At 73.8% G+C, this 17,573-nt stretch carries 12 protein-coding genes and 1 pseudogene; 9 read left to right on the top strand and 4 right to left on the bottom strand.

What is annotated here, in order from left to right; translation table 11 throughout:
- The first annotated feature begins 76 nt into the window (after positions 1-76).
- Complete coding sequence (locus tag E6U81_RS37185) at positions 77-1,795, top strand: bifunctional 3'-5' exonuclease/DNA polymerase (RefSeq protein ID WP_136234413.1); 1,719 nt, start codon at positions 77-79, stop codon at positions 1,793-1,795.
- Positions 1,796-1,820: 25 nt separating this feature from the next.
- Here E6U81_RS37185 and E6U81_RS37180 read toward each other — a convergent pair whose 3' ends face one another.
- The 4 genes from E6U81_RS37180 to E6U81_RS37165 all read right to left on the bottom strand — a co-directional run bounded on the left by E6U81_RS37180 (position 1,821) and on the right by E6U81_RS37165 (position 5,585).
- Positions 1,821-3,107: a hypothetical protein gene (locus E6U81_RS37180; protein ID WP_136234412.1), complete on the bottom strand. Its 1,287-nt coding sequence runs from the start codon at positions 3,105-3,107 to the stop codon at positions 1,821-1,823.
- Between the two features lie 66 nt (positions 3,108-3,173).
- A complete protein-coding gene (locus E6U81_RS37175; protein ID WP_136234411.1) occupies positions 3,174-3,689 on the bottom strand; it encodes a SigE family RNA polymerase sigma factor in 516 nt (171 codons plus the stop codon).
- Between the two features lie 56 nt (positions 3,690-3,745).
- A complete protein-coding gene (locus tag E6U81_RS37170; RefSeq protein WP_136234410.1) occupies positions 3,746-4,273 on the bottom strand; it encodes a GNAT family N-acetyltransferase in 528 nt (175 codons plus the stop codon).
- A gap of 91 nt (positions 4,274-4,364) precedes the next feature.
- Positions 4,365-5,585 carry a serine hydrolase domain-containing protein gene (locus E6U81_RS37165; RefSeq protein ID WP_136234409.1) on the bottom strand — a complete coding sequence of 407 codons (1,221 nt, stop codon included), beginning with the start codon at positions 5,583-5,585 and terminating at the stop codon, positions 4,365-4,367.
- Between the two features lie 141 nt (positions 5,586-5,726).
- On the opposite strand from E6U81_RS37165, the gene E6U81_RS37160 reads away from it, so the two are divergent.
- From E6U81_RS37160 to E6U81_RS37125, 8 genes and pseudogenes are all read left to right on the top strand, one after another.
- On the top strand, positions 5,727-7,298 hold the full coding sequence (locus E6U81_RS37160; protein WP_136234408.1) for a PQQ-binding-like beta-propeller repeat protein: 1,572 nt from the start codon (positions 5,727-5,729) through the stop codon (positions 7,296-7,298).
- Between the two features lie 34 nt (positions 7,299-7,332).
- Positions 7,333-8,142: a hypothetical protein gene (locus E6U81_RS37155; protein ID WP_136234407.1), complete on the top strand. Its 810-nt coding sequence runs from the start codon at positions 7,333-7,335 to the stop codon at positions 8,140-8,142.
- Positions 8,143-8,347: 205 nt separating this feature from the next.
- Positions 8,348-8,584: pseudogene (locus E6U81_RS37150) on the top strand (hypothetical protein); the annotation flags it as partial.
- Positions 8,585-8,882: 298 nt separating this feature from the next.
- Positions 8,883-10,238 carry a type VII secretion integral membrane protein EccD gene (gene eccD, locus E6U81_RS37145; protein ID WP_136234406.1) on the top strand — a complete coding sequence of 452 codons (1,356 nt, stop codon included), beginning with the start codon at positions 8,883-8,885 and terminating at the stop codon, positions 10,236-10,238.
- A 21-nt stretch (positions 10,239-10,259) separates the two neighbouring features.
- Complete coding sequence (locus tag E6U81_RS37140; protein WP_206310119.1) at positions 10,260-11,681, top strand: MinD/ParA family protein; 1,422 nt, start codon at positions 10,260-10,262, stop codon at positions 11,679-11,681.
- Between the two features lie 2 nt (positions 11,682-11,683).
- Positions 11,684-15,658, top strand: coding sequence for a type VII secretion protein EccCa (eccCa, locus tag E6U81_RS37135; protein ID WP_136234405.1), 3,975 nt, complete (start codon positions 11,684-11,686; stop codon positions 15,656-15,658).
- A gap of 16 nt (positions 15,659-15,674) precedes the next feature.
- On the top strand, positions 15,675-17,093 hold the full coding sequence (locus tag E6U81_RS37130; RefSeq protein WP_136234404.1) for a DUF6177 family protein: 1,419 nt from the start codon (positions 15,675-15,677) through the stop codon (positions 17,091-17,093).
- A gap of 131 nt (positions 17,094-17,224) precedes the next feature.
- The gene (locus tag E6U81_RS37125) at positions 17,225-17,557 is read left to right on the top strand and encodes a hypothetical protein (protein WP_136229877.1); all 333 of its coding nucleotides are present in this window, start codon (positions 17,225-17,227) and stop codon (positions 17,555-17,557) included.
- The last annotated feature ends 16 nt before the right edge of the window (positions 17,558-17,573 follow it).

Raw genomic sequence — 17,573 nt, 5'->3', positions numbered from 1 at the left:
ATCCGCGCCCGGCCCGCGCCCCGGTCCGCGGCCCGCCGCCCGGCCGTTGTCGGACCCCGGTGGGACACTCGCACCCATGAGCGACCGCACTCCCCGGTGGGCCCTCGCCGAGGACGGCGACGGGTGGTGGCACGCCGCACCCGTACACCCCGCCGACGGAGCCGGGATGCGCGTCCGCGACCCCGCCGACGCGATCCGCTCCGCCCCGCCCGGCACCCGCTGGGTCTGGCGGGCCACCGCCGCCGTGTACCCGCGCCTGCTCGCGTCCGGCGTCCGCGTCGAGCGGTGCCACGACATCGAGGCCGCCGAGCTGCTGCTCCTCGGCCACGAGGGCCGCTCCGGGGAGCCCCGCTCGGCCGCCGCCGCCTGGGCCCGGCTGAACAACGCCCCCGTGCCGCCGGATCCGCCGCAGCGCGCCGCCGCCCCCCGTGCCCAGGACTCCCTCTTCGACCCGCAGCCCGCCCCGCTCTCCCTGGAGGCCCTGCTCGCCGTCCACGCCGACCAGGCGGAACGCCAGGGCGCCACCGCCCACCCCGACCGGATGCGGCTGCTCGTCGCCGCCGAGTCCGCGGCCTTCCTCGTCGCCGCCGAGATGAACCGTGCCGGTCTGCCCTGGCGGGCCGACGTGCACCGGGCCCTGCTGACCGAGCTGCTCGGCGAGCGGTACGCGGGCGGCGGGGAGCCCCGGCGCCTCGCCGAGCTGGCCGACCGCGTCTCGGCGGCCTTCGGCCGCCGGGTACGCCCCGACCTGCCCGCCGAGGTCGTCCGGGCCTTCGCCAAGGACGGGATCAAGCTGAAGTCCACCCGCCGCTGGGAGATCCAGGAGCTGGACCACCCCGCCGTGGAACCGCTGATCGAGTACAAGAAGCTGTACCGGATCTACACCGCCCACGGCTGGTCCTGGCTCGGTGACTGGGTGCACGAGGGCCGCTTCCGCCCCGAGTTCATCCCCGGCGGCACGCTCACGGGCCGCTGGGTCACCAACGGCGGCGGGGCCCTGCAGATCCCGAAGGTGATCCGCCGGGCCGTCGTCGCCGACCCGGGCTGGCGGCTCGTCGTCGCCGACGCCGACCAGATGGAGCCGCGGGTGCTCGCCGCGATCTCCCGCGATCCCGCCTTCATGGAGGTCGCCGGCCGGCCCGAGGACCTCTACACCGCCGTCTCCCGCCAGGGCTTCTCCGGCGACCGCGAGAAGGCCAAGCTGGCCGTCCTCGGCGCCGTGTACGGGCAGACCTCCGGGGACGGCCTGAAGAACCTGGCCGCGCTCCGCCGCCGCTTCCCCCGGGCCGTCGCGTACGTGGACGACGCGGCGAAGGCCGGCGAGGAGGGCCGGCTCGTACGCACCTGGCTCGGCCGCACCTGCCCGCCGCCGGCCGGCTCCGGCGAGGGCTACGAGGCCGGGGACGGGGGCGTCGACCCGGGCGAAGGGGAACCGGACGGCGAGGCGGCCGGGGCCCGGCAGGACCGGGAGGACGCCTGGACCCCGAGCTACGCCTCCACCAACACCCGGGCCCGCGGCCGGTTCACCCGCAACTTCGTCGTCCAGGGCAGCGCCGCCGACTGGGCCCTGCTGCTGCTCGCCGCCCTGCGGCAGGCGACCGCGGGGATGCGCGCCGAGCTGGTGTTCTTCCAGCACGACGAGGTGATCGTGCACTGCCCGGCCGAGGAGGCCGCGGCCGTGGCGGAGGCGATCCGCGCCGCCGGCGAACGGGCCGGCCGGATCGCCTTCGGCGACACCCCGGTCCGGTTCCCGTTCACGACGGCGGTCGTGGAGTGCTACGCGGACGCCAAGTAGGGCCGCTCGCACGCCTGGTACCGGCCTAGTTCCGGTCCCGGTTCCAGCCCGGCGCGAGCGCGATCGCCTTCAGCTTCTCCAGCGTGACCGCGGGCGTCGGGCGGGTGGCGGCGCCGTTCTGGTTCGCGGCGTTGAAGCCGGAGACCGTCACCCGCAGGCCGTTCCCCCGCAGGGTGTCCACGGTCCACTCGATCACGCCCTTGCCCTTCTCGGCGGGCCCCTGCGTGATCCTGACCTTCGTACCGTCGGGCTGTGTGGTGACGCCGGCCCCCGTGAACCCCGAGGTGCTCTCGCCCTTCGTGACGTTGAGCTGGACGAAGGACGGGCCCTTGCCGTCGTCGAGCACGGCATAGCCGTACGAGCCCTCCCCGCCCCGGGAGGCGATCGGGATCCCGACGGGGACCAGCAGCGACTCCAGGGCGTCGGCCGCGCTCCGGTCCTTCAGCGCCGTGCCCGACTCGGCTCCCGGCCGGGCCGGCTCCGGCTCGGCGGCCGGCAGGTCGTTCAGCGCCGGGTGCCAGACGGGCGAGGTGACCAGGGTCTTCAACTGGGCACTGTCCAGCGGCGGGTTGGGTCGCGAGACGGGTGCGTCCTTCTGGGCCGGGGCGTTCCACTCGGAGGCCTCGACCAGGAAGCCCGCCGGGGTCACGAGCACGGCCCGCCAGCACTTGGTGTCCACCCGGCGGTCGGGGTACTCGTACCCCTTGAAGATCAGCAGCTTCGAGCCGTCCGGCAGCCTCTCCGTGCGGCAGTCGTCGTAGCCCTGGAGGTTCTTGTCCCCGCACTGGGTGAGCTGGTCGGCCTGGCTGCCCTCGGGGTCGACCCGGGAGAGGCCGACGGAGACGGCCGCCTTGCCCTTGCCGTCGTCGTACACGCCGGAGACCGCCGCTCCGCCCTCGCTCTCCGTGCCGCGCGCCTCCATGGGGGTCAGCTTCCCGCTCTGGCCCGCCAGCGCCTTCTCCAGGTTGACCATCATCCGCTCCGCGCCGACCGCGCCGCTGCCGGTCCTCGGCCCCTTCCCGGGCCCGGAGTCGGGCCCGCCGGTCGGGCCCGGAGAGCGGTCCGGCGTAGGCGGCGACGCGACGTGGACCGCGTCCGCGTCGCCCCCGCCGCCGAGGAGCCCGCCGGTGTAGGCGCCCGCCGTCGCGATCAGGGCCAGGGCCAGCACGGATCCCCCGACGACCGCGGCCCGGCGGCGCGCCACCAGGCGCAGGCCGCGCTCCTCACCGGCGTCCACCAGGGCCTGCCGGTCGGCCGTGAAGCCGTTCCCCGTCTGCCGGAGGGCCGTACCGAGATCATCTTCAAAGGGCATGAGGAACTAGACCTTCCGTTTCAAGGGTGGGAATGGGCCGTGCACGAGCGCGGGGTTCCGGCGCTCTCAGAGTTCCGCGAAGGCGGTCAGGCTGCCGCCCAGCTGCTCCCGCAGCCGGGCCAGTGCCCGCGAGGTCCGGGTGCGGACCGCCGCCGAGCTGACGTTCATCGCGTCGGCGGTCTCCTCGACGCTGCGGTCCTCCCAGTACCGCAGCACCAGCACCGCCCGGTCCTTGGGCGCCAGCCGGCCCAGCGCCCCCAGCAGGGTCATCCGCAGCGCCGGGTCACCGCCGCCCGGGGCCACCGCTCCCGTGTCGGGGAACTCCCCGACCGGGCGCTCCCCCGCCGACCGCCGGCGCCGGTGCGTGAGGTAGGCCCGTACCAGCACCGTCTGCGCGTACGCCGCAGGATTGTCGACGCGGGAGATCCGGCCCCAGTGCAGGTACATCCGGCCCAGGGTCTCCTGCACCAGGTCCTCCGCGAGATGGGTGTCCCCGCTCGCCAGCAGGCATGCCGATCGGTACAGGTGCCCCGACCGGCCTGCCGCGAATTCACGGAACCCGTCCCTGCGACCCTGTCGCATCCACTCCCCCTCGCGTCCGTCTCACTCCATTGACGCGACGGGCCCCCGGGAATGTTTCACCCCTCGGCGGAAGCCGCCGCGCCCAAGTCGTGGAAGTACACGTGGAACTCCTCGCGGACGAAGCCCTCCGCCTCGTAGAGCCCCTGCGCGACCGTGTTGTCGTACGCGGTCTCCAGCTGGACGCCCGCCACCCCGGCCGCCCGGGCCCGGCGCAGTACCTCGCGCAGCAGCGCCCGGCCCGCGCCGGTGCGGCGGCCCGAGGGGGCGACGTAGAGGTCGTTGAGGATCCAGGCCGTCGACAGCGTCAGGGAGGAGAAGGCGCGGTAGACCTGCGCGAAGCCGACGGTGCCGTGCCCGGGGACGTCGGCGAGCAGGACCAGGGACTCGTCCTTCGCGATGCGCTCGGCCAGGAAGGCCCGCGGCGCGTCGGCGTCCTCGACGTCCACCTCGTAGAAGTCGAGGTAGCCGCGGAACAGCGTGGCCGCCGTCTCGACGTCCGCCTCGCCGGCCTCGCGGACCACGACGGCCGGATCCGCCTGCGTGGCTGCCTGGTTGACCTGCTGCTGCGCTGCCTGTCCGGTCATGTGCCTCTCCCTGGGGTGTGCGTCGCGCGCGGGACGGTGGAAGCCGCCCCGACGCACCCACGCTACGACGGGAGTTCCGGCCGGTGGCCGCTCAGTGCCCGGTCACGGGCTGGGCCGGCAGCGTGAAGACGTGGTCGGGGGTCACGATCTTCGTGATCGCCTGCCCGAAGAGGGTGCTGGGCTCGCTGCCCCGGTAGTCGGTGTCCGTGTTGAGCAGCACCACCAGGGTGGCCTGCGGGCCGGGCAGGTAGACGGTCAGCGACTGGTAGCCGGGCAGGGAGCCGTTGTGGCCGATCCAGCCCTGGACGTTGAAGATGCCCAGGCCGTAGCCCGCTCCCGGCAGGGAGGGAACGACCTTCAGCCGCTCCGCCTGGGTGGCGGGCTTCAGCAGGGTCCCGGTGGCCACGGTCTTCGCCCAGCTCCGCAGGTCGGAGAGGTTCGAGATCATCGCGCCGGCCGCCCATCCCCAGGACGGGTTCCAGTCGGTGGCGTTCGCGGTCTTCCCCGTCAGCGTCTGGTCCGTGTAGCCCTGGGCGTGCGGGCTCGGGAACTCCGCGCCGACCGGGAAGAGCGTGTGCCGGAGCCCGGCGGCCGCGACGACCTCGCGGTTGATGTAGTCGTCGAGCCTCTGCCCGGTGACCTTCTCCACCACCAGCCCCAGCAGGATCAGGTTGGTGTTGCTGTAGTCGAACTTCGCGTCCGGCTCGAACAGCACCGGGTGCTTGAAGGAGTACCCGAGCAGCTGCTGCGGGGTGAAGGGCCGGCGGGGATCGGAGAGGAACGCCTTGCCGAAGTCCTCGTCCGCGGAGTAGTTGAACAGCCCGCTGCGCATGCCGGCCAGATCGCGCAGGGTGATCCGGTCGCCGTTCGGGACGCCGCCGACGTACTTCCCGATCGGGTCGTCCAGGCCGACCTCGCCCTCGTCGACCAGCTGGAGCAGGGCGGTCACGGTGAAGGTCTTCGTCTCACTGCCGAGCCGGGTGTTCAGGCCGGGGGACATGGGCATGCCCGTCGACTTGTCGGCCACGCCGAAGGAGCGGACGTACGTCCCCTTGCCGGGAGCCGACAGCGCCACGATCACCCCGGGCACCTTCGCCTCCGTCATGACCTTCCGGATCGCGGTGTCCAACTCCCGCGCCACGGCGGGGGTCAGCTGCCGGAACTCCTCGGCGGCGGGGGTGGGGGCGGGTGCCGGGACCGTCACGGCCCCCGCGGCCCCCGCGTACGGCGCTCCCGCACCGGCGCCCACGGGCGACACCGCCAGGCCGAGGGCCACCGCGGCCACGGCCGCGCTGCGCAGACGTGTCCTCATGTCCGGCCTCCTCACCCGACAGGACGAAGACCCGGGATCCACGCTAACCCCGCTCCCGCCCCCGGGCGACCCGGGTCGTCCGCCCCGAAGAAGTCTGAATATCTGTTCTGGGAAGGGCTGCGCGACGGCAAGACTCTCCCCATGACCGGTCGTACACCCGGCGCCCCGCCGGAGCCCGAAGAGCAGCGGCCGAGCGCCGTGCCCCCGCAGGTTCCCGCCGGCTTCGGGCCGCCGCCGGCCCCCTTCGACCAGCGGAGCGGCGGACCGGCCGGACGCCGCTCCCCCGCCCGGCGCCGGGCCGCCGTGATCGCGGGGCTGACCGCCGCCCTGCTCGTCGCCGGCGCCGGGGTGTACCTCGCGGTCCGCGGCGGCGGCGCCGAGGGCGAGGACCCGGCCGCCGCGCCCTCCGGTACGCCCTCGGTCGACCAGGGCGACGGCAAGGGCCCCGGTGTCGGACCGCACGTCTACGACCCCAACGCCGGCATCCGGCCCGACGAGGCCAGGGTCTGGCTGAGCGACAACCAGAGCGTGGTCGCCGGCGGCGGAGCCTCCCAGTACGGCCCGTGGCGGGTGGGAGACGTGGTGGTCAGAGCGACGGCGGCCGAGTTCGTCGCCCACGCGGCGGCCGACGGCCGGGAGCGGTGGAAGCTGCCCCTCCAGACGCCGATGTGCGGACTGCCGCATGCCCCGTCCGCCGACGGCAAGCTGGTCGTGGGAGTGAAGGAGAGCACGTCGGAGAGCTCGCACTGCACCGACCTCCAGCAGATCGACCTCACCACGGGCAGGGCCGGATGGAAGGTGCGGGTGCCCGCGGAGAACGACCAGGACAGCGCGCTCACCTTCGAGATGGCCATCGCCGGCGACACCGTGGCCGTCGCCCGGACGGCCGTCATGAGCGGCTTCTCGGTCACCGACGGCCGCAAGCTGTTCGGCACGTCGAAGACGAACGGCTGCACCCCCGCCGCCTTCGCCGGCGGTGCACGGCTGATCGCCCTGCGCCACTGCTTCGACCGCGGTGACGCCCTCGCCGGCGGGCGGTCGATGGTCGAGGAGCTGGATCCGGCCACGGGCGCCTCCCGGTGGAACCACACCTACGAGAAGGACTGGACGGTGGGCCGGGTGCTCTCCCTGGACCCGCTGGTCGTCACCGCGCACCACAAGGACAAGAAGACCTGGAACCTCACGGCGTTCGCCGCCGACGGCCGGGTCCGCTCACAGAGCACCCCGGGATTCGGGGTGAGCGGCCGGTGCAACGGCTTCGGCAACTCCACGGGCCACCAGGAGTGCTACGCCGCCGCGGCGGACGCCGACACCCTCTACCTCGGCGCGGGCAAGCCCGCCAAGACCCTCGACACCGAGGACACCCACCAGGTCGTCGCCGTCGACCTGAACACGGGCAAGGAGAAGTGGCGCACCGCCGAGCAGCCCAAGGGCCGCACCATGTGGCCGCTCGCGGTGGAGGAGGGGCGCGTCGTGGCCTACGTCTCACCCGGCAGCGGCCAGGCCGCCTCGGTCGTGTCCCTCGCCGCGGCCGACGGCTCGGCGCAGCCGGTCCTGCAGAGCCCGGCCGTGGCCCGCGGCGCCGAGGGCGTCTTCTACGCGCACGGGATCCGCCTCGCCTGGTCGGGCGGACGGGTGTTCATGGTCAACGGCCGGGTGTACAGCCCGGATCCGCGCAAGATGAGCCGGGCGATCCTCTCCTTCGGCAAGTAGCCCCGTACGACAGCCGGTCGACCAGGAGGGCAACGTGCAGACCCCGAACCCGTACCAGTTCCCACCCCCGCAGACGCACCCGCAGGCACCCGTGAAGAAGAGGAGGAGCAGGGCCGCGGTCGCCGGCGTCGGCGCGCTGGCCGCCGTGGCGCTCGCGGCCGCCGTCACCGGCGCCGTGGTCCTCTTCCGCGGGGACGGGGACAGCCCGCCGGCCGCCCCCGCCGACCCGTCGAAGCCGCTCGTCGCGGGCTGGAAGACGGTGGTCAACCCGCAGCACGGCACCGCCTTCGACGTCCCGCCGGACTGGGAGGTCCTGGCCCCCACCGTGTTCAGCGGCCATGTGGACGACGCGGACCCGGACAAGGTCCTCATCGGGCACACGGCGCCCGCCCTCTTCAAGTCGAGGTGGTGCAGCATCGACGGGGACGGCGACGGCCAGGTCACGGACGTCAGGCTCGCGAACACCGGCACCAAGGGCGCCGTCGGCGCCAAGGACGCCGCGGAGGTCGCCGAGAAGACCGCACCGACCTGGGTCTACGCCGCGTACACGCAGCCGGACAAGAGCGTTGTGAAGTGGGACGGGCCCAAGGAGTTCACCACGCGGACCGGGGTGAAGGGCAGCTACGTCAAGGCCCGTTCGGAGGGCGCCGCCCGGCCCAACCGCTGCGCCGGCGACGGCCGGGCGGTCGTCTTCGGCTTCAAGAACTCCCGGGGCGACCTCGTCGCCTGGAACTTCTACGGCCGCACGGGCGTCCCGGGCGCCGTCGGCGACGCCCTGATCATGCGCATCATGAGCACGGTCCGCCTCGCGGGCGAGCCCAAGGACCCGGCACCCGGGCCGTGACCGCCGGGGCATCCGGCGGCTCTCCGCTTCCCCCTCCGGTTCGCTCCCCGATCCGGATGTGCGGGATTCGGATGTGCCGGATTCGGATGCATGCTCTATGTTGCAGAGGCAAAACACGGGGGCTCGGCATGGCGCACACTCAGCAGCCGCGCCCTGGAGCGGTGGCAGGCGCTCGACGAGCCGGGACTGGGGCGACGGACGACAGATGGCACGTGACTACGACAGCCAGCTTCTGGAGTCGGTGGCGGTACGCCGCCGCAGGATGAGGGACGCCCTCCTCTTCGGCGCCCAGCGGGCGCGGCGCACGGCGGACGAACGGCTCGGGAAGCTGTTCGCGGGCATCGCCATCGCGGCCGTCCTGTGCGCGGGTTGCGTCGGCTGGTCCTTCGTCCAGCACACGCTCGCGAAGCAGAAGGCCGAGCAGCAGAAGCAGCAACAGCGGCAACAGGGGCAACAGGGGCAGGTGCAGCCGCTCGGGCAGCCCGGCCCGTCACAGCAGCCGTCCACCCCGTCCACCCCGGCGAGCCCGTCGCCGTCGTCCCCGAAGCCGTCGAAATCCCCGAAACCGACGAAGACGTCACAGCCCGCGCCCTCGCACTCGGCCAAGTCGCCCGCGCCGGTGCAGTCGTAGAGGAAGAAGCATCAGGCGTGCAGATCCGGGAGATGTCACGGTCCGGCAGCAGCGCCATGTCCCCTTTGGCCCCGAAAGGTGGCAAACCCGCGATGATAGGTTCCCGCACGTGGTGAGCACAGCAACGACTTCCCGGGCGCAACTCAGCAGGGTGACCCTGATCGGCGAGCGCCGCCGGGCCGACATGGTCCTGCCGTCCGACACGCCGATCGGTCAACTGCTCCCGGACATACTCCAGCTGCTCGACGACCGGGCCGCCTCACGCCCGCTGACCCGTCAGCTGATCGCGGCGGACGGTTCGGCGCTGCCGCACGACAGCACGCTCGCGACGGCCGGCATAGCCGACGGAGCCGTCCTGCGGCTGGTCAGGAGCCACTCCGCACCGCCCGCCCCGGTGGTCCACGACGTCACCGACCTGGTCTCCGACGACCTCGACCTCCAGGCCTGGCGCTGGCGTCCCGCCGCCCGGCGGGGCAGCGCGGGCGTGGCGACCGTCGCGTTCACCGTGACCGCGGCACTGCTCGCCCGCCACGAGTTCGCCCTCGACTCGCTGGCCGGCGCCCTGGCCGTCGTCACGCTCCTCCTGATGGTGGCCGGCGCCGCCGTCTCGCGGATCGGCCAGGGCAACCGCGGCCTCGCGACGGCCCTCCTGCTCGCCGCGGGCGGACTGGGCGTCCTCGCCGCGTGGACCGCCGCGGACGCCTACGACTGGCCGGGCACCGCGCGGCTCGCCGCCGTCGCGGGCGCACTCGTCCTGACGCTGGCCCTGCTCGGCCACTGCTCCCCGCTCGGCCGCGGCGGGCTGTTCGGAGCCGTGGCCACCGCCGTGATCACCGCCCTGTGGGAGGCCGTCGCCGCCGTCCAGAGCGATCCGGCCCGGCTCGGCGCGGTCATGGCCCTCGTCTCCGTGGTGCTGCTCGGGCTGCTGCCGCGGCTCGCCCTGATGGCCTCGGGGCTCACGGCCCTCGACGACCGCCGCTCGGGCGGCGCTTCCGTCAGCCGCCACGAGGTGGGCAACGCGCTCGCCGCCACGCACCGCGGGCTCGCGCTCGCCACGATCGTCACCGCGATCTCGGCCGCGGCCGCCGGCTGGCTGCTGACCCTCGCCGACAAGCCGTCCGTGTGGACGGTCGCGCTGCCGTCGCTCGTCGCCGTCGTCCTGCTGTCAAGGGCGCGCGCCTTCCCGCTGGTGGCCGAGGTCGTGGCGCTGATGGCCGCCGCAGCGCTGCTCGTCGTACGCCTGGTGGTGCTGTGGACCGGCCACGACGGGGGCGCCGGTCCGCTGGCCGTCCTGGTCGTGGCGGCGCTGCTGCCGCTGCTCGTCCTCGCGGTGCAGCCCCCGGACCACGTGCAGGTCCGCCTGCGGCGCACGGCCGACCTCATCGAATCGGTGGGCATGGTGGGGCTCTTCCCGCTCGCCGTAGGAGTGTTCGGCGTGTACGGGCAACTGCTCAACAAGTTCTGAGGAAGAGGGGCAGGGGCAGACATGCCGAACGCAGAGAACTGGCAGGGCGACGTCCTGCGCGACCTCAGGGGCGGAGCGCAGCCGCCGGCGCAGGGGCGGACGGGGCCGCAGCAGCAACCGGCCGCGGGTCCCGCCGGGCAGGCCCCCGCCCCCGGCGCAGCGGCCCCCGCGCCCGGGCATCCGCAGGCGCACCAGGCTCCGGGCCCCGGACCGCAGGGCCCCGGTGGGCACGCTCCCGCCCAGGCCCCCGGCTACGGGTACCCGCAGCAGCACCGGGCTCCGGGCCCCGGACCGCAGGGCCCCGGGGCGGCCGGCCCCGGTGGGCACGCTCCCGCCCAGGATCCCGCGTACGGGTACCCGCAGCAGCACCAGGGTCCGGGCGCGGGCGCCGCGGCGGCCGCCGGCCCGCGGGGCGGCGTCCCGCCCCAGGGCCGCCCGTACCCGGAGGCCCCGGCGCAGCCCCAGCCCCAGCAGCCGCAAGGGTCCGCCTACGCTCCCGCCGGGACCGGGCAGCGGACCCGTACCCCCGACTCCAAGCCCGCGGTGGACCGGCAGCTCTCCGGAACCGGCCGCAAGCCCCGCCACGGGGAGCCGTTCAGCGCCCGCGCCCTGCGCGCCGTACGGAGAACCGTTTCCTCGTCGGCCGCCCGCGAGGTCGCCGAAGCCACCCGCGCCGCCGAACTGCTCCAGCAGCCGGTGACCACCGGCCGCCAGATCGCCGTCACCTCCATCCGCGGCGGCGCCGGCAAGTCCACCGTCGCCGCCCTGCTCGGCACCACGTACGCGCACTACCGCCAGGACCCCGTCCTGCTCGTCGAGGCCGACCCGGCCCTCGGCTCGCTGCCGATCCGGCTCGGCGCCGAGAGCCTGCGCTGGACCACCGGGGACGTCGCCGACATCGTCGAGCCCCAGATGTCGCTGCTCGACATCACCGGCTACCTGGTCCAGCTCCGCGACAACGCCTGGCTGCTGCCGGGCAGCCAGGGCCAGATCGGCGCGATGCTCGACACCCGCTCCTACGAACGGGCCATGGTGGCGCTGCGCCGCTACTTCGGCGTGGCCGTCGTCGACTGCGAGACGCTCCCCGCCGAAGTCGCCCGCGTCGCCCTCTCCGCCTCCCAGGCCCGCGTCCTCGCCACGCCCGCCACCCTGGACGGCGTCAGCAGCACCTTCGCGGTCCTCCAGTGGATGAAGGGCCTGCCGCCGCACATGCTGGCGAGCACCGCCGTCGTCATCACCGAGCAGGCCCCGCACTCCGGGATCGACCTCGCCGACGCGGTCCGCACCCTGGAGGCCGCCGGACCGAGCGTCCACGTCCTGCCCTACGACCGCCACCTGGCGGACGGCGGCCGCATCCGCACCGAACTGCTCGCCCACTCGACCCGGCAGACCGCCTCCCGGCTTGCCGCGGACGTCTTCCAGCTCTCCCAGAAGCGCCACTGACGATGAGTACCCGACTGATCCACCGCCCGGCACGAACCGTCAGGCCGCCGGCGCCCCCCGAGGCGCGCATCATCGAGGCCCCGCCCAACCTCCCCGAGGGGAAGGCGGGCAGCATCGCGATGTCGCTGCTGCCCGTCGCCGGCGTCATGTCGTCCGTCGTGATGATGACGGTCGTGCGCAACAGCCAGTTCGCCGCACTCGGCGCACTGATCCTCGTCGTCACCATCATCGGCTCGATCGCGCTCGTCTTCTCGCAGCGCGGCAAGGCCCAGCGCACCCGCCGCACCCAGCGCGAGGCCTACCTCGCCTACCTGGAGGACCTGCGCGAGGAGCTCTCCGCCGAGGAACGCGAACGCGGCGAGCACGCCGATGTGCTCAACCCGCCGCCGCACGCCCTGTACGACATCGTCCGCGACCCGGCCCGGCTGTGGGAACGGCGCCGCACCGACGGCGACTTCCTGCGCGTGCGCGTCGGCACCGGCGAGATGCCGGTCCGCGACCTGCGGATCGGCCAGCAGGGCTCCACGGTCCTCACCCCGCCCGACCAGTTCATGCTGAACGAGGCCTCGGCGCTCACGGCCCGCTTCCGCAACGGCACCGAGCTCCCGCTCACCGTGCCGCTGGACCGCGTCGGCAACATCAGCGTCGTCGGCCCCCGCGAGGACTGCCTGCGCGTCGCGCGCGCCCTGCTGGTGCAGGCCGCCGCCATGCACGCTCCCGACGACGTGGCGATCGCACTGGCCGCGCCCGGCGACCGGCTCCCCGACTGGGAGTGGGCCAAGTGGATGCCGCACCTCCTCGACACCGAGCAGCTCGACGGCCCCGTGGCCGCCCGTCGCATCGCGCCCTCCGCCGACCAGCTCGCCCGGCAGATCGGCCCGGAACTGCGCCGCCGCGCCTCCTACGCCGCCGAGGTGCGCCGCGGCCTGTCCGGCAAGGACGCCCTGTCCATGACGTCGCGGCTGCTGGTCGTGACCGACGGACACGGTGAGGACGCCGTCGAACTGCCGCGCCCCGACGACGCGGTCGGCCTGCGCGAGATGGGCGTCACCGTCCTCCACCTGCTCGAACAGCGCATCCAGGAGCCCGGCCACGTCGGCGTACGCATCACCGTCGACGGCGACCAGGTGCTCATCGAGGACCTGCGCCAGGACGAGCCCATCAGCGCCCACGGCACCGTGGACGAGGTCGGCATCCCCTTCGCCGAGGGCCTGGCCCGGATGCTCGCCCCGCTGCGCCTGTCCGCCGAGTCCCTCATCGACGCCCCGCTGTCCGGCCCCGTCGACTTCGCCGACCTGCTCGGCATCGACGACGTGGCCCGCCTGGACCTCGCGAGCCTGTGGGCCCCGCGCGGCGAACGCGCCTTCCTGCGCGTGCCCATCGGCATCAGCGACGCCCGCGAGCCCGTACTGCTCGACCTCAAGGAGTCGTCCGAGCTGGGCATGGGCCCGCACGGCCTGTGCGTCGGCGCGACCGGTTCCGGCAAGTCCGAGCTGCTGCGCACGCTCGTCCTCGCCCTGGTGGCCACGCACCCGCCGGAGGACCTCGCGCTGGTCCTGGTCGACTACAAGGGCGGTGCGACCTTCGCACCCTTCGCCGACCTCCCGCACGTCGCCGGTGTCATCACCAACCTGGAGAACCAGGCCGGTCTCGTCGAGCGTGTCCACGCCTCCCTCGCCGGCGAGGTCAAGCGCCGCCAGCAGGTCCTCAAGGACGCGGGGAACGTCGCCGACATCGGCGACTACGCCGCCCTGCGCGCCGACCGCAGGCCCGACCTGGACCCGCTCCCGCACCTGTTCGTCGTCATCGACGAGTTCGGCGAGCTGCTCACCGCCAAGCCCGACTTCATCGACCTGTTCCTGTCCATCGGCCGCATCGGCCGGTCCATCGGCGTCCACCTGCTGCTCTCCAGCCAGCGCATCGAGGGCGGCAAGCTCAAGGGCCTGGACACCTACCTCTCGTACCGCCTGGGCCTGCGCACCTTCTCCGCCGACGAGTCCCGCACCGTCCTGGACACCACCGACGCCTTCCACCTGCCGCCGCTGCCCGGCTTCGGCTATCTCAAGGTCGACACCAGCCACTACGAACGCTTCAAGGCGAGCTACGTCTCCGGCGCCTACCGGGGTCCCGTACAGCGCGCCGAGGACGAGGAGAGCGGCCCGCTCGCCCTGGAGTACGGAGCCTTCAACTCCCTGTCCGAGCCACAGGGCACGGGGGGCCAGGAGCCCTCGGCGCGCCGCCGCGAGACCGGCCCCACCGAGATGGGCGTCATCGTCGACCAGCTGCAGCACGCCGCCGGTCCGGTGCGCCGCATCTGGCTGCCCCCGCTGCCCGCCGCGATCCCCCTGGACACCGTCGCCGGCCCCCTCGACGTGGGCGTGCGCGGCATGCAGCTCGCCGGGCGCCGCGACCGGCTCGTGGTGCCGCTCGGCCTCCTCGACGACCCCACGAAGCAGTGGCAGGGCCGCTGGTACCTCGACCTCACCGTCGCGGGCGGGCACGCCGCCGTCATCGGCGGCCCGCAGTCCGGCAAGACCACCCTGCTGCGGACCCTGGTCCTCTCGCTCGCGCTGACCCACACCCCGCAGGAGGTCGGCGTCTACGGCCTCGACCTGGTCGGCGGCGGCCTCCAGGCCCTGTCCGGGCTGCCGCACGTGGGCGGGATCGCGGGACGCGCCGACCGCGAGCGCGCGGCCCGCACCGTCGAAGAGGTCCGCACCATGCTCGCCCTGCGCGAGGACCTCTTCCGCGAGCACGGCATCGACTCCGTCGAGCAGCTGCGCACCCTGCACGCCGCCGGCCGGCTGCCGCAGCTGGCCTCCGCCGAGATCGTCCTGGTCATCGACGGGTTCGGCGCGCTGCGCGACGACTTCGAGGAGCTCGACGACGCCGTCATCGACATCCTCAAGCGCGGCGGCGGCTACGGCATCCACGTCGTCGCGGGCATGCTCCGCTGGAACGACGTCCGCATCGCCGTCCAGTCGAACTTCGGCACCCGCGTCGAGCTGCGCCTCAACGACCCCAGCGAGTCCAGCATCGAGCGCAAGCTCGCCGAGACCCTCGCGCCCGACGAGCCGGGCCGCGTCCTCACCGACGGCAAGCTGTTCGCGCACGTGGCGCTGCCCCGCACCGACGGGCTCTGCGACACCTCGGAGCTGGGCGCCGTCCTGGAGCGCACGGCCCGCACGATCCGCGCCACCTGGAGCGGCGACGCCGCCCAGCCGGTTCGGGTGCTCCCGCACCTGCTGGAGCCGCACCTGCTGCCGGGCCCGGTCGCCGAGCCGAAGCGGGTGCCGATCGGCCTCGACCAGACCGCGCTGGCGCCCGTACTCCTCGACCTGTTCCACCACGACCAGCACCTGCTGGTGATGGGCGACAGCGAGTGCGGCAAGACGAACCTGCTCAAGACCATCGCCGGCGGCCTCATCGAACGCTACGGCGAGGACGAGCTGGTCTTCGCGATCATGGACCCGCGGCGCAGCCTGCGCGGTGTGGTCCCCGAGGAGTTCAACGGCGGCTACGCCTACAACGCCAAGATGTGCGCCGGGCTGGCCGCGGGCATCGCCTCCGAGCTGGAACGGCGGATGCCCGACGACAGCGCCCCGCTGGAGGACCTGGAGCCGGGCAGCTGGGGCGGCGGCCCGCGGATCGTGGTCCTCGTCGACGACTACGACGTGCTGACCACCGCGGGACAGTCTCCGCTGGCCCCGTTCGTCCCGTACATCCCCTCGGCGGCGGACATCGGCCTGCACTTCGTGCTGACCCGCCGCGTCGCGGGCGCTTCGCGCGGCATGTACGAGCCGCTGGTGCAGGGCCTGCGCGAATCGGGAGCCTCGGCGGTCGTCATGGCCGGCGACCGCAGCGAGGGCCAGCTGTTCCCGGGGGTGTACGCGGCCCAGCACCCGGCCGGACGCGGTGTCCTCATCCGCAGGGGCCAGTCGAACCGCCTCATCCAGACCGTGCACGCAGCCGAGTGAAGGGCCGCAGGACCACATGACCAAGGACGTCATCGCCCTGACCCAGCAGATGCCCGCCCCCTGGGCGGTGCTCGCCGGCCTCCTCTCCGGCGGCCCCGACAAGCTGGTGGACACGGCCGGCGAGGGGGCGGTGGTCCAGCTCTGCGACGAGCAGGGGCGGCCTCTCGTCTCGATCGAGGCACCCTTGCTGGTGCAGGTCGAGGGCGAGGCGGAGCGGCTCCTCGGGGCCACCCCGCCGCGGGTCCCCTACTGGTGGACCGAGGCCCGCGCCACGACCGGCGTGCCCGAGGCCGAACGCCTCGCGGGCACCTTCGCTGCCCGACTGGCCTCGCTGGCCTCGGGGAGCGCCTGGCCTGCCGAGGCCGCCCGGTCGGTGGCGGTGGTGGAGAGCGACGGGATCAGCGTGGCGCCGACGCCGGCCGCGGCGCAGCCCGCCGTCGACGTGCTGACCCGGAACGTCGCCGTGGTCATCATGGACCGCCCGGTCGTCGCCATGACGGCCTGGCTCTCCGACGCCTTCCGGGCCGCCGCCGCCGCCGAGCGCGGCCTGCAGATCGTCACCCCGCCCGGGACGGTGCTGTCCCCGGCGGTGCTGGCCAACATGCCGGACTGGCCCTCGCGGTGGGTCGTGCAGGACCAGCGGGACGGCTACTACGACGGCCTCTCGGGCGCGGTGCTGCGCTGGCAGGAGGGCATGTTCGCCACGGTCGTCGCGCCGGACGCCACCGAGGACGACCTGCGGACCCCGGTCGCCGCCGCGTACAAGGAAGCGGTGAACACGCCCGAACGGCAGCTGGCCCTCACCTTCCGCACCATCCACCCCGCGGACGACCGGCTGGTCCTCGGCGGGGCCCTGGAGACGGTGTGGCGCGAGCTGACGGGCGCCCCGCCGGCGGGCTGGGGCACGGCCGAGCCGGCCAACCTGCCCTGGTCGCCGGGTCGGCTGACCGACGTCGCCTTCGCGCGGGCCCCCGAGCCGACCTGGTTCGTGGTGGTGGGCAGCCCGGAGCGGCCCGGCCTCGCCACGGTGCGGGTCAGCCGTACGAAGGCGGGCGTCGAGGAGACCGTGACGATGGCGCTCGGCTACGGCGAGGGCGAGCAGCCGCCGCTGGACGCCCTGCCCCGGGTCGCGGAGGCCCTGGTCACCCGCCACCGCCTCCAGTCGATGCTCGTACAGCTCCGCAAAGCCCGCCGTGACCTGCTCATACCGCCGCGCTTCGAGGGGCCGGGGGTGCCCCTGGCCTTCGTACTGGGCTCGGAGGAGGTCCGCGGCATGCCGGACGACCGGGCCCGGCACACCCCGCTGGCCGAACAGCCCTTGCGGCTGGGGCCCAAGTCCCGCCCGGGCTACTACTACCCGCTGCCGGGCGATCCGTCGGACCTGGCGGGGTGGGCGGACTTCGAGCGGCTGACACGGCATCTGAAGGGTTCGTGAAGATGGCTGCCGGTTTGTCATGGGTGGGTCACAACTGTCTCGTTGCTCGTTGCAGGTGCGATGTATGTTGGTAGAACTGGTCGTACTGACGATCGGTTCATGTTCTTTCGAGAGTGCGGGGAGAGTGTGGGATGAAGTTCGACATGGGGACGCAGGTTCTGACGAGCCTGATGTCGGGGTCGCGTAACTCGAACACCGACCTGGGGTCGCTGGTGAAGCAGCTGGTGGTGGCGGCGCAGCCGCTGGAGGGCAAGTTCCAGGGGCAGGGCAAGGTGGCGTTCGATTCGTTCAAGCTGCGTGCGGACGGGATCGCGAAGGAGCTGAACGCCTCGCTGGCGGCGATCCTGGGCGGTCAGTCGGGTATGGAGCAGGCGTTCGGGTCGGGTGATCAGGAGCAGGGCGAGAACGCGCGGCAGACGCAGGGTTCGGCGAACTTCGACGCCGCCCGCTTCCGCGGCCGTTAGGCCGTCTCTTTAGGGT

It is taken from the genome of Streptomyces sp. A0592 (genome assembly GCF_004795115.1).
GTDB classification, from domain to species: Bacteria; Actinomycetota; Actinomycetes; order Streptomycetales; family Streptomycetaceae; genus Streptomyces; species Streptomyces erythrochromogenes.
Note: the sequence above shows the minus strand (reverse complement) of the source record. Positions and strands in the feature narration are given on the sequence as shown.